Genomic DNA, 11,860 nt, shown 5'->3' with positions numbered 1-11,860 from the left:
TCGGGGGCTTTTGCCGAATTCAGTTGTCAAAAAGGAAGTCGGTCAGTTCTTCAATGGTGGAACGCAGGGAAGATGTTTTTTGCTCGGGTTGAATGATCTTTTGCCAATCGGACGGGATGGCAAACGGTACCTTCATGTTGATGGTCGTTTTGCCGGAACCGTCCTTGTCCATCAGGTAAAAATGCTGTTCCCCGCTTTCCGGATCCCCGTTGACCGAATAGAGAATGGACTGTCCGTCGGAGGACCAGACGGGGCTCGACACCGGTTTGTCCGTGTCGGCGGTCAGATTGGTTTGTCTGCTTCCGTCCGCGTTCATGACGTAGATGTCGATATTTCCTTCACGGGTGGAACCGTAAACGATTTTCGAACCGTCCGGAGAGAACCTGGCTCCGTATTCGGCAGTCTCGTTTTTGTCATCCCCGGTCAGCTGCTTCACATCGCTTCCGTCCGCATTCATGATGAAAATGTGGCTGCGTCCGGTGCGATTGGAGTGGAAGACGATTTTGTCGCCTTCCGGAGACCAGTCAGGTTCGGAATTGACGACGTTCTCTTCGGTGGTAGTGAGTTGGGCCAGTTGTTTGCTCTTGACGTCAATCACATAGATCTGACCGTCACTGCGGGAAAAAGCGATGCGCGTTCCGTCGGGCGACCAACGGGGAGATGCGTCATAGGTCGGGAATTTGACATTCGTCAAACGCACCTGGTTTTTCCCGTTGATGTCCGAGACGTACACGCTGTCATTTTTGATGAATGCCAGCTTTTTCCCGTCCGGCGACACGTCGACGGAGCTGCCGTTTGTCACTTTTTTGGCTGCGGTTGTTTCGGCATCCATTTGATAGATGACCGGATTTTCCAGCGATCCGCCGGTGAAGAAAATCTGGGTCGGATCGCTTTTTCCGGCGGAAACCGGAATGGCCACAGCCGCAGACAGCAGCACGGCTCCGGCGAGGAAGCCTGCAGCCTTTTTCATCGGGATCTCCTCTCTGATGGATTGGTGCGGTTGCAATCTTATTATAAATGATTTTTTTCGCTACTTGGGTGGTTGTTAAAAAATTTACAAATATTTTTGGTCTATTGGATATTTTTGACGAAAAAAGGAAAATCAACCCTGGCGTGTCGGGGAGGATCTTTCATTGATTTTCGGGGAGGCTTCCAGTAGACTTTTTTGAGACATGCATGAGCAAAAGGGGGAACGCGCCGTCACATTCGGGGATGGTGCGGATATCATGGTGAAATTTGAAGTGCGTGGAATACAATCCGCATATGGCCGCGATCTCGAATTGATTGCCGGACTGTTTTTCGAAGAAGTGAAAATCATGGACGGAGGCGATGACGCCGACGGCCGGGTCACGTTCGAGGTGACCGAAGGGCGGCCGGTGGAGGTATGGGCGGAACTGTTCATTCCCGCGGACGGCAAAAGGTATGAAATGAAGCATTCCCGCCGGGTTCCCGCGGGACTGGATGACAAGGGATACAGGAAAAAGGTGAAGCAGGCGATCAGTTTCGTTTTTTTGGAGCTGCTTGAGCAATGGACCGGAACCCGGCAGCCGTGGGGAATTCTCACCGGTGTCCGTCCCACCAAACTGCTTCACTCCATGCTGCTTGGCGGGATGACGGAAGAAGAGGCGGAGAAAGAACTCCGGGAGCAGTATCGCTTGCACCCGGACAAGATCGCCGTATTGAGGGAGATCGTCCGCAGACAACGGACGGTGTTGCCGGATTTGTACGACTTGGACAAAGAAGTGAGCCTGTATGTCGGCATTCCGTTTTGTCCGACCAAATGCGCCTATTGTACGTTCCCGGCCTATTCCATTCAGGGAAGAACCGGTTCGGTGACCGAATTTTTGAAGGGATTGCACGAGGAAGTGGAAGCGGTGGGCGCATGGATCCGTCGGGCAAACTTGCCGGTGACGACCGTATATTTCGGAGGCGGCACGCCCACTTCCATTTCCGCCCGACAAATGGATGATCTCTTCGACGCGCTGGAGCGGCACATCCCGGGATTTGAATCCGTTCGCGAACTGACGGTGGAAGCGGGCCGGCCGGATACGCTGGACGAAGAAAAAATTTCGCTCATGAAACGGCGCAAGGTCGACCGCATCAGCATCAATCCGCAAAGCTTCCGGGAAGATACGCTCAAATTGATCGGCCGGCATCACACGGTGCGCGAGACCCTCGACAAATACCGGCTTGCCCGGGAACTGGGCCTGAACAACATCAACATGGACCTGATCATCGGTCTGCCGGGAGAAGGAATCGAGGTATTTCGTGAGTCGCTGGCGATGGTGGACGAACTTCGCCCCGAATCGATCACGGTGCACACCCTTTCTTTCAAACGTGGATCCGTCATGACGAACAATCGGGAGAAATACCGGGTGGCGGGCAGAGACGAGACCGGTGAAATGGTCCGCATGGCCCGGGAGTGGGCGGCGGAAAAAGGGTACGTTCCGTATTATCTGTACCGGCAAAAAAACATTCTGGGCAATCAGGAAAACGTAGGCTATGCCCTGCCGGGCCATGAAAGTTTGTACAACATCATCATCATGGAGGAACGTCACACCATCATCGGATTGGGCTGCGGAGCGGTGAGCAAGATCATGCCGCCGGGTACCGGCAAAGTGATCCGTTGGCCCAATCCCAAGGAGCCGCTCGCCTACATTCAGACGTACAGGGATCAGATCCGCGATAAATTGCAGGCACTGGATGAAGCCTACGGTCTTTAGGAGACGGGACCGGACACCACGGAAGGCGGAAAGAGGGAGTCTGACCGACAAAGCAGTCGGCAGACTCCCTTTCACACGGGATGAAAAGGTATGCCGGTTCCCGACAATCGGCAATGATGGAAATGAACAGGTTCGGACGGAAGGAGGGAGGAAAAGGATGGCGGAGAACCTTGCCAAGCATCTGGACGAAGCGGCCGAGTACCTGTGGGAGGATGAGGATCTGCTTCATGTGTACGGATCCAGAAAAGATCTGGTTGCACTGACGACCCGCCGATTGCTGTTCGTGGACCGTTCCCTGTTCAGGGCCGGCAGATCGGTGATCACGGTTCCCTATTCCCGGATCGGTGCCGTGTTTCTGGAGAAAGCATCCTTTTTCTCCGGGAGAAGGAGAGTGGCCGTTCAGACGCCCGGAAAAACCCATGTACTGGAATTCGGAAACAGCGGACAGGCCGAACGGTTTTATGACATTCTGGCCGATTTTGTCTGCAGGACCTGAGCCGGATTCGACCGAACAGCGTCACGCCGGACCGGTGAGCGTGACACCGGTCCGGCGATCTCTCCCATTCATTCCCGTACGGACCAACCACCGGGGTTTTCATGCTCACCACGGTCGCACGGCGCTTCAGGTGGCCGGTTCCTCCCGTTCCGGAAAAAATTCCGGGAATTCACTGATGAACGTGCAAATCACGGCTTCGTATTCCGATTCGGGAATTTCCCGGATTCGTCCGTCTTCCACGGCGAAGAAATAAATGTCTTCCTGGGGACGTTCGGGCCGGTAATACATGGCCATCAACCGCTCTTCATGCGTAAACGTCGCTCCCAGGATGACGGGAAAGGTGCCTTCTTCCCCTTCCAATTGTTGGAACAACAAAGGTTCGATTTCGTCCAGCACCGTTTCGGTGTAGGTTTGTCCCGGATAGGAGATCAACATGTTCTCTCCTTCATCCTCGACGATGTACAGATCACGTTTGTGTTCTTTTTTCCACATCACCAGCAAGTGTTTGACATTCCGGTGGATCAGCACATACTGGTGAGGCGTGTCAAAGCGGATGTGCACCGAAACCCCTCCGTCATTCGGGAATCTTCTGTCACCTTCTTGATCATATCACATGGGGGTGAGAAGAGGTCCACGAAGGAACGGTGAGGGATTACGGACGGATCACCAAAAGATCGGCGATCATCGGACCTTCCGTCTGTTCGGTGGAATGATTGTGACAGATCAGCCGATACGCTCCGGGGCGGCTCGCGGTCCATTCCAAGGCAACCGATTGTCCTTTCCGGACAGTCCCGCGGACATCCAGTTCCGGGATGGATACATGGTGCTCCTTGCCGTGAAATCCGTGAATGACCAAGCGGATGCGTTCTCCCTGCCGGACGACGACGGTTCCGGGATCAAAGCGGTAGACTTCTTTTTCAACTCCGTTGATGCGCGTTTTGTATTCCACGGTGAACAGGTGGATCTCCCGGACGGAACCCGGTTGTTCCTTTTGCCGGGACGTGGCGGGGGCAGGGTTCGACGACACGGATTGTGCGGACGAAAGCGGGGAGACGGCACCCGTGAGCAGGAGAGACGCGAGGAGTATGGTTGCGATGCGAAATGTTTTGGCGGATGACATCCTGTGACCCCTTTCCTCATGAAATGCTGACGGTTTCAGTATCCGCGTTCGGAAGGGAGTCCATTCCCGGCTTTCCTTGAATTGTCGGATTTGGGGTCGGGTGATCCCGTTTTCCTCGAAGAGGGAGCGTGGTATACTAAGGGTGTTGTCAGGCGGAATCATGTGTTTTCTCGTTGGCCGCAAGTTTGGAAGGAGTGAAACGAGCCATGGAAAATAAAGAAATTCGCGAACACGGCGCCCAGGATCTGTTTGACATGTTGATCGGAACCACCGTGTCTGCCGTGATCCTGCTGGGCGTTTTCATCGTTGCCACCATCATTTCCCTGACGATGTGATCCGGGAGGGGAGAGCCTGCGTTTTTTCGGGCTCTCCCCGCTTTTGTTTTTTTCGGAACGCGCCCGCGGGGATTCCCGGCCGTCAAAGAATCGCCCGTGAAGGTTGGCAAACTCCCTTTTGGCGGGTTATACTTCAAATGAGCCAAACTTGTATGAATTTCTTTTCGCCTTTCTCCAGAAACGGAAGGAGCCGCCGGTCTTCAACGTTGCCGGACGGAGTTTGGCGTTTTTTTATGGATCGACGAGATTGGGGGATCATGGATGAACGTACATGAGTACCAAGGGAAGCAGATTTTGAAACAGTACGGCGTTGTCGTTCCGAATGGCCATGTGGCGTTCACGCCGGATGAAGCCGTGGAAGCGGCGGAAAAGCTGGGTGGCGATCTGTGGGTGGTCAAGGCCCAGATTCATGCCGGCGGTCGCGGAAAAGCCGGAGGTGTGAAACTGGCCCGCAGCCTGGACGAAGTTCGCGCCCATGCGGAAGCGCTGCTCGGGTCCACGCTGGTGACCCATCAAACCGGTCCCGAAGGCAAGGAAGTGAAACGCCTGCTGATCGAAGAGGGACTGCCGATCGAAAAGGAATACTATGTCGGCGTGGTGATCGACCGCTCGACCGGTCGCGTGGTCATGATGGCTTCCGAAGAAGGCGGTACGGAGATCGAAGAAGTTGCCGCCAAAACGCCGGAGAAGATCTTCAAGGAAGTGATTGATCCGGCCGTCGGAATGCAGCCGTTCCAAGCACGCCGTCTCGCATACAACATCAACATCCCGCAGGACAAAGTGAATCTCGCGGTCAAATTCATGCTGGGGCTGTACAAAGCGTTTGTGGACAAAGACTGCGCCCTGGCGGAAATCAACCCGCTCATCACCACGAAGGACGGTCGGGTGATGGCGCTGGATGCCAAATTGAATTTCGACTCCAACGCGCTGTTCCGTCACAAGGACATTCTCGAGCTGCGCGATCTGGATGAAGAAGATCCGAAAGAAGTGGAAGCTTCCAAATTTGATCTCAATTACATCGCCCTGGACGGAAACATCGGCTGCATGGTGAACGGAGCCGGTCTGGCCATGGCCACGATGGACATTATCAAACATTACGGCGGGGAGCCTGCCAACTTCCTGGACGTGGGTGGCGGCGCCACGACGGAAAAAGTCCGCGAAGCGTTCAAGATCATCCTTTCCGATCCGAACGTGAAAGGCATTTTCGTCAACATTTTCGGCGGCATCATGAAGTGCGACGTCATCGCCACCGGTGTGGTGGAAGCGGCGAAGCAGATCGGCCTTGATCGGCCTCTCGTGGTGCGTCTGGAAGGCACCAACGTGGAGCTCGGCAAGAAGATTCTGGCGGAATCCGGTCTGAACATCGTTCCCGCGGATTCGATGGCGGACGGTGCCCAAAAGATCGTCGAACTGGTGAAGTAACGGACGAACTTTTCATGTAAGCCCGAGAAAGGTGGTTTTTTGCCGTGAGCATCTTCGTGAACAAAGAGACGAAAGTGATCGTGCAGGGAATTACCGGAGCCACCGGTCTGTTCCACACGAAGCAGATGATCGAGTACGGCACTCAAATCGTGGGCGGCGTGACCCCGGGGAAAGGCGGCACCGAAGTGGAAGGCGTTCCGGTGTTCGACACCGTGGAACAAGCCGTCAAGGCTACGGGTGCAAACGCGTCCGTCATCTACGTCCCGCCGGCGTTTGCCGCTGACGCCATCATGGAAGCAACCGACGCCGGTCTGGATCTCGTCGTCTGCATCACCGAAGGCATCCCCGTGCTGGACATGGTGAAAGTCAAACGGTACATGGAAGGAAAGAAAACCCGGCTGGTCGGTCCGAACTGCCCCGGTGTCATCACACCCGGAGAATGCAAAATCGGGATCATGCCCGGATACATTCACACGAAAGGTCATGTGGGAATCGTTTCCCGCAGCGGAACGCTCACCTACGAAGCGGTGCATCAGCTGACCACCCGCGGAATCGGCCAGTCCACCGCCGTGGGAATCGGTGGAGACCCGGTCAACGGTACCAACTTCATCGATTGTTTGAAAGCGTTTGAAGCCGATCCGGAAACCAAGGCCGTCATTTTGATCGGTGAGATCGGGGGAACCGCGGAAGAAGAGGCTGCCGAATGGATCAAGGCAAACATGACCAAACCGGTTGTCGGCTTCATCGGCGGTCAAACCGCACCTCCGGGAAAACGGATGGGTCATGCCGGGGCCATCATTTCCGGAGGCAAAGGCACCGCGGCGGAGAAAATCGCCACCCTCGAGCGCTGTGGTGTGAAAGTGGCTCCGACGCCCTCTTCGATCGGCGAGACGCTGGTCAGTGTGTTGGAGCAAAGAGGTTTGCTCGAAGAGTGCATCACCGTAAAATGATCTTCCGGGAAAAACGGATGGGGAACCTCTTTCTTCGGGGGTTCCCTTTTTTTGCGAACAAGGTTCGGAATAGATTGAATATTGATGAGTTTCGGGTGACGGAAGGGGCGTCGGTGTGGAAGGACGGAAGGCATTGATCGCCATGCACGCGATCGAGGGTGTCGGTTGGCACACGATCGACCGGTTGATCACCGTCGGTTGGACACCCGGAGAGCCCGTGACTTCCGGTTTGCTGGACGATCTGTTGAAGACGGGAGTCCCCGCCAAAACCGTGGAAAGCATCCGGAGCACGTGGTCCCGGGATCGGGAGGATCAAACGGAGGAGCTTCTGGACAAACTGGGAATTGACACGGTGACGGTGTATGACGGAGATTTGTATCCAAAACGGTTGCGGGAAATCGCGCAACCTCCGTGGGTATTGTACGTCAAAGGGGACAAGGGGCTGTTGACGCGCCCCTCGCTGGCGGTGGTGGGAACGAGGAAGCCCACGCCGTACGGCCTCCGGATGACGGGCTTGTTGGTTCGCGAACTGGCCTCGGCCGGTATGGTCATCGTGAGCGGCATGGCAGCCGGGATCGACGGTGAGGCTCACAGGGCGGCGCTGGATGCCGGGGGAATGACGGTGGCCGTGTTGGGCTCGGGAGTGGATGTCGTCTACCCGCCCTCTCATCGGAGATTGTACGAGAAGTTGGTCGGGGAAGGAGCGGTCATTTCGGAAAGCCCGCCCGGAACCCGGCCGCTGAAAGGATTGTTTCCCCGCAGGAACCGGTTGATCAGCGGATTGTCTTACGGGACGCTGGTCGTGGAAGCCGCGGAGAGATCCGGCTCGCTGATCACCGCGGATTTCAGCGCGGAGCAGGGAAGGGAAGTGTTTGCGGTACCCGGTCCGGCCACTTCCGCGCAGAACCGGGGAACGCTTCGTCTCATCCAGCAGGGGGCCAAATGCGTGATTGACGCCGGTGACATTTTTGAAGAACTGCCCTGGATTCGTCCGGGGGAAACGGTTGGGACCGTTGGCGTCGCAGACGGGGATTCGTTGGACGGAAACGACCGCATGCTGTTGGATCGGATCGGGGAAAACCCCATTCATCTGGCGGACTGGATGGCCGGAATCGGCGGGAGCATTTCGCCGGGTGAATTTCATCGCCGGGTGTTGAGCCTTGAAATGAAAGGGATCATCCGCCGTCTTCCCTGCGGGAGATACATCCGCCGGCATCGATGAAGCGGAATCCGGTCGGTTGCCTGTGCGGTCCGTTGTCTGGTATTGTTACTGTTACGAGTGTCGGGAACAACGGCATGACGGAAACGGGTGTGCTCACCGCCGGAATTGCTTCGACCGGCTGCCCGTCACGGAATGTCCTGCCGGAACATCTTGAAGCGGTTGTTTTTTGAGAGGAGGGCCCTTTTCATGGCCGATTCTCTGGTGATTGTGGAATCACCGGCAAAAGCCAAAACCATCAAGAAATATCTTGGCAGCAAATACATTGTCAAAGCATCGATGGGACATGTCCGCGATTTGCCGAAGAGTCAGCTCGGCGTCGACGTGGAAAACCGATACACGCCGAAATACATCACCGTTCGGGGCAAAGGAGACGTTCTCAAGGAATTGAGAGAAGCCGGAAAAAAAGTGAAGCGCATCTATCTGGCGGCGGACCCCGACCGGGAAGGGGAAGCGATCGCCTGGCACCTGGCTCATGTCCTCAAGCTTCCGGAGCATGAAAAATGCCGCGTGGTTTTCAATGAAATCACCAAGCAGGCAGTCAAGGAAGCATTCAAACACCCGCGGCCCATCAACATGGATCTGGTGAATGCCCAACAAGCCCGCCGGATCCTCGACCGTCTGGTGGGGTACGGGATCAGTCCGATTCTTTGGAAAAAGGTGCGAAAAGGGTTGAGCGCCGGCCGGGTGCAGTCGGTGGCGGTGAAGCTGATCATCGATCGGGAGAACGAGATCCGCCGGTTTGTTCCGGAAGAGTATTGGACCGTGACGGCCACGCTGCTGGCGAAAGAAGCGTTTGAGGCGAAGTTTCACGGTTACGGCAAGGAACGCACCGAACTGAAATCAAAGGAAGACGTGGATGCCCTTCTGAAACATGTGGAGGGTCGGGAATTTGTCGTTCAATCGGTCAAGGAGAGCGAAAGGCGGAGAAATCCCGCTCCGCCGTTCATCACCAGCACGCTCCAGCAAGAGGCGGCCCGCAAGCTTCGGTTCCGGGCCCAAAAAACCATGGCTGTCGCCCAGCAACTGTACGAAGGGGTGGACCTCGGAAAAGAAGGAACCGTGGGTCTCATCACTTACATGAGAACGGATTCCACCCGGGTGTCCGATGTGGCCAAACAGGAAGCGGCCGCTTTCATCGAAGAAACGTTCGGCAAGGAGTATCTGGCCGGAAATGAAAGGCGACACAAGCAGAAAGCCGGAGCGCAGGACGCGCACGAGGCGATCCGCCCCACTTCGGTGCGGAGAACCCCGGAATCCGTGAAGCCCCATTTGTCCCGTGACCAGTACAAATTGTACAAACTGGTGTGGGAACGGTTTGTCGCCTCGCAGATGGCCGCGGCCGTGTTCGATGCGGTGACGGCCGACATCACAGCCGGCGATGCCGTGTTCCGGGCAAGCGGATCCAAAATCAAATTTCCGGGGTTCATGAAGGTGTACGTGGAGGACCGGGACGACGGGAAGAAAGAAGAGGAGCGTTTCCTGCCGCCCCTGTCGCCCGGCATGCGCACCGATGTCCGGAAGATCGATCCCAAACAACATTTCACCCAACCGCCGCCCCGGTACAGCGAGGCGAGCCTGGTGAAAGAGATGGAGGAAAAGGGGATCGGACGCCCGAGCACGTATGCCCCGACCCTGGAGACCATTCAAAAACGGGGATACGTGAAGCTGGAGGATCGGCGATTCGTTCCCACCGAACTCGGAGAGATCGTCGTCGAATTGATCGGGCAGTTTTTTCCGGACGTCCTGGACGTGGAGTTCACGGCCAACATGGAGGAAAAGCTCGATCTGATTGAGGACGGCAAGGTGGACTGGGTGGAAATCCTGGAACGGTTTTACAAGCCGTTCAGCGACAGGTTGAAAGTGGCGGAAAAGGAAATGGCGACGGTGGAAATGCCGGACGAGGTGTCAGACGAAACCTGTGAAAAATGCGGCAGCCCGATGGTGTACAAATTCGGGCGCTACGGAAAATTTCTGGCGTGCTCCGGCTTTCCGGAATGTCGGAACACCCGGGCCATCGTCAAGTCGACCGGTGTCACTTGTCCCTCATGCAACCGGGGGGAAATCGTGGAGCGCAAGAGCAGGCGCAGCCGCATTTTTTACGGTTGCAACCGTTATCCGGAATGCGAGTATGTCTCCTGGGACAAACCGGTGGAGAAAGCCTGTCCGAAATGCAAAGGAATGATGGTGGAGAAGAAAACGAAAAAAACGGTGATGATCCGTTGCAACGAATGTTCGTACGAGGAAGAGAAACCCTGAAGGAGGACATCCGGGAATGACACAGCACGTGACAGTGGTCGGGGCGGGACTCGCGGGCAGCGAGGCCGCCTGGCAGATTGCGAAACGGGGAATTCCGGTCAAGCTGTATGAAATGCGTCCGGTGAAGATGACGCCGGCTCACCGCGGAGGGGACTTTGCCGAACTGGTGTGCAGCAACTCCCTCCGTTCCGCACAGTTGACCAATGCCGTCGGCATATTGAAGGAAGAAATGCGAAAATTGGACTCGCTGATCATGCGAGCCGCCGACCGTCATGCCGTTCCCGCCGGCGGAGCGCTCGCGGTCGACCGGGAAGGGTTTTCCGAGGAAATCACCCGTACGCTGAAGGAACATCCGCTGGTGGAGGTGGTGACGGAAGAGGTGACCGCCATTCCCGAAGGTCCCGCCGTCATTGCGTCCGGTCCGCTGACTTCCGCTTCCCTTTCGGCGGATCTGAAAGATTTGACCGGGGAAGAGTACCTGTATTTCTACGACGCGGCCGCACCCATCGTGGAAAAAGACAGCATCGACATGGACAAAGTGTTTGTCGCGTCCCGGTATGACAAGGGAGAGTCCGCGTACATCAACTGTCCCATGAACGAAGAAGAATTCGAACGGTTTTATGAAGCGCTCATCAGTGCGGAAACCGCCCCGCTCAAGGATTTTGAAAAAGAAATTTACTTCGAGGGATGCATGCCGGTCGAAGTGTTGGCGAAACGGGGGAAAAAGACGCTTCTGTTCGGTCCGATGAAACCGGTGGGACTGACGGATCCGCGCACCGGCAAGCAGCCGTACGCCGTGGTTCAACTCCGGCAGGACAACAGCGCGGGCACGCTTTACAATATCGTGGGCTTCCAGACGCACCTCAAATGGGGAGCCCAAAAAGAAGTGATTCGCCTGATTCCCGGATTGGAGAACGCGGAAATCGTCCGCTACGGGGTCATGCACCGAAATACGTTCATCAATTCCCCGAAACTCCTGCGGCCCACATATCAGTTCAAAAACAGGGATGATCTGTTCTTTGCAGGACAAATGACGGGGGTGGAAGGGTACGTCGAATCGGCGGCCGCCGGCCTGATCGCCGGGATCAACGCCTCACGCATCGTTCGCGGACTCGATCCGCGGGTTCCGCCGAAGACGACGGCGATCGGTAGCCTGGCCCATTACATCACATCCGCGGATCCGAAGCATTTTCAGCCGATGAACGCCAATTTCGGCCTGTTTGAAGAGCTGCCGGTCCGTGAACGGAGCAAGACAAAGCGCGCGGAAATGTATGCGGAGAGGGCCCTCAAAGACATCGAAACGTTTGCCCGTGAATCGGCTTCATTCGCTTGATTT

The 11,860-nt window shown here is 56.2% G+C and carries 11 protein-coding genes; 8 read left to right on the top strand and 3 right to left on the bottom strand.

Going from position 1 to position 11,860, the window contains the following annotated elements; translation table 11 throughout:
* Positions 1-19: 19 nt before the first annotated feature.
* Positions 20-970, bottom strand: coding sequence for a DPP IV N-terminal domain-containing protein (locus tag EG886_RS07590; protein WP_124727569.1), 951 nt, complete (start codon positions 968-970; stop codon positions 20-22).
* Between the two features lie 256 nt (positions 971-1,226).
* Here EG886_RS07590 and EG886_RS07585 point away from each other — a divergent pair, with 256 nt between their 5' ends.
* Both EG886_RS07585 and EG886_RS07580 read left to right on the top strand, forming a co-directional pair.
* The gene (locus tag EG886_RS07585; RefSeq protein ID WP_124727568.1) at positions 1,227-2,723 is read left to right on the top strand and encodes a coproporphyrinogen III oxidase; all 1,497 of its coding nucleotides are present in this window, start codon (positions 1,227-1,229) and stop codon (positions 2,721-2,723) included.
* A gap of 157 nt (positions 2,724-2,880) precedes the next feature.
* Positions 2,881-3,219, top strand: coding sequence for a PH domain-containing protein (locus tag EG886_RS07580; RefSeq protein WP_164491724.1), 339 nt, complete (start codon positions 2,881-2,883; stop codon positions 3,217-3,219).
* 126 nt (positions 3,220-3,345) lie between these two features.
* Here EG886_RS07580 and EG886_RS07575 read toward each other — a convergent pair whose 3' ends face one another.
* The gene (locus tag EG886_RS07575; RefSeq protein WP_124727566.1) at positions 3,346-3,780 is read right to left on the bottom strand and encodes a hypothetical protein; all 435 of its coding nucleotides are present in this window, start codon (positions 3,778-3,780) and stop codon (positions 3,346-3,348) included.
* Positions 3,781-3,871: 91 nt separating this feature from the next.
* Positions 3,872-4,339 carry a cupredoxin domain-containing protein gene (locus EG886_RS07570; protein WP_164491723.1) on the bottom strand — a complete coding sequence of 156 codons (468 nt, stop codon included), beginning with the start codon at positions 4,337-4,339 and terminating at the stop codon, positions 3,872-3,874.
* Between the two features lie 206 nt (positions 4,340-4,545).
* On the opposite strand from EG886_RS07570, the gene EG886_RS14040 reads away from it, so the two are divergent.
* The 6 genes from EG886_RS14040 (at position 4,546) to trmFO (ending at position 11,857) form a co-directional block, all read left to right on the top strand.
* Positions 4,546-4,674, top strand: a complete 129-nt coding sequence (locus EG886_RS14040; protein ID WP_277423810.1) for a hypothetical protein — start codon at positions 4,546-4,548, stop codon at positions 4,672-4,674.
* Positions 4,675-4,935: 261 nt separating this feature from the next.
* A complete protein-coding gene (gene sucC, locus EG886_RS07565) occupies positions 4,936-6,096 on the top strand; it encodes an ADP-forming succinate--CoA ligase subunit beta (RefSeq protein ID WP_124727564.1) in 1,161 nt (386 codons plus the stop codon).
* A gap of 44 nt (positions 6,097-6,140) precedes the next feature.
* Positions 6,141-7,046: a succinate--CoA ligase subunit alpha gene (gene sucD / locus EG886_RS07560; RefSeq protein ID WP_124727563.1), complete on the top strand. Its 906-nt coding sequence runs from the start codon at positions 6,141-6,143 to the stop codon at positions 7,044-7,046.
* A 115-nt stretch (positions 7,047-7,161) separates the two neighbouring features.
* Positions 7,162-8,268 (top strand): DNA-processing protein DprA, encoded by a 1,107-nt coding sequence (gene dprA / locus EG886_RS07555; RefSeq protein ID WP_124727562.1) that lies wholly within the window; start codon positions 7,162-7,164, stop codon positions 8,266-8,268.
* A gap of 186 nt (positions 8,269-8,454) precedes the next feature.
* Positions 8,455-10,524 carry a type I DNA topoisomerase gene (gene topA, locus EG886_RS07550; protein WP_124727561.1) on the top strand — a complete coding sequence of 690 codons (2,070 nt, stop codon included), beginning with the start codon at positions 8,455-8,457 and terminating at the stop codon, positions 10,522-10,524.
* A 16-nt stretch (positions 10,525-10,540) separates the two neighbouring features.
* Complete coding sequence (gene trmFO, locus EG886_RS07545) at positions 10,541-11,857, top strand: FADH(2)-oxidizing methylenetetrahydrofolate--tRNA-(uracil(54)-C(5))-methyltransferase TrmFO (RefSeq protein WP_124727560.1); 1,317 nt, start codon at positions 10,541-10,543, stop codon at positions 11,855-11,857.
* Positions 11,858-11,860: the final 3 nt, after the last annotated feature.

The organism is Staphylospora marina (genome assembly GCF_003856495.1).
GTDB lineage: Bacteria > Bacillota > Bacilli > Thermoactinomycetales > Thermoactinomycetaceae > Staphylospora > Staphylospora marina.
Note: the sequence above shows the minus strand (reverse complement) of the source record. Positions and strands in the feature narration are given on the sequence as shown.

Excerpts from the sequence above, each read along its gene's own strand:
- EG886_RS07580 (WP_164491724.1), top strand. The coding sequence starts at position 2,881 with ATGGCGGAGAACCTTGCCAAGCATCTGGACGAAGCGGCCGAGTACCTG.
- EG886_RS07585 (WP_124727568.1), top strand. The coding sequence starts at position 1,227 with ATGGTGAAATTTGAAGTGCGTGGAATACAATCCGCATATGGCCGCGAT.
- sucC (WP_124727564.1), top strand. The coding sequence starts at position 4,936 with ATGAACGTACATGAGTACCAAGGGAAGCAGATTTTGAAACAGTACGGC.
- EG886_RS14040 (WP_277423810.1), top strand. The coding sequence starts at position 4,546 with ATGGAAAATAAAGAAATTCGCGAACACGGCGCCCAGGATCTGTTTGAC.
- EG886_RS07570 (WP_164491723.1), bottom strand. The coding sequence starts at position 4,339 with ATGTCATCCGCCAAAACATTTCGCATCGCAACCATACTCCTCGCGTCT.
- topA (WP_124727561.1), top strand. The coding sequence starts at position 8,455 with ATGGCCGATTCTCTGGTGATTGTGGAATCACCGGCAAAAGCCAAAACC.
- trmFO (WP_124727560.1), top strand. The coding sequence starts at position 10,541 with ATGACACAGCACGTGACAGTGGTCGGGGCGGGACTCGCGGGCAGCGAG.
- EG886_RS07590 (WP_124727569.1), bottom strand. The coding sequence starts at position 970 with ATGAAAAAGGCTGCAGGCTTCCTCGCCGGAGCCGTGCTGCTGTCTGCG.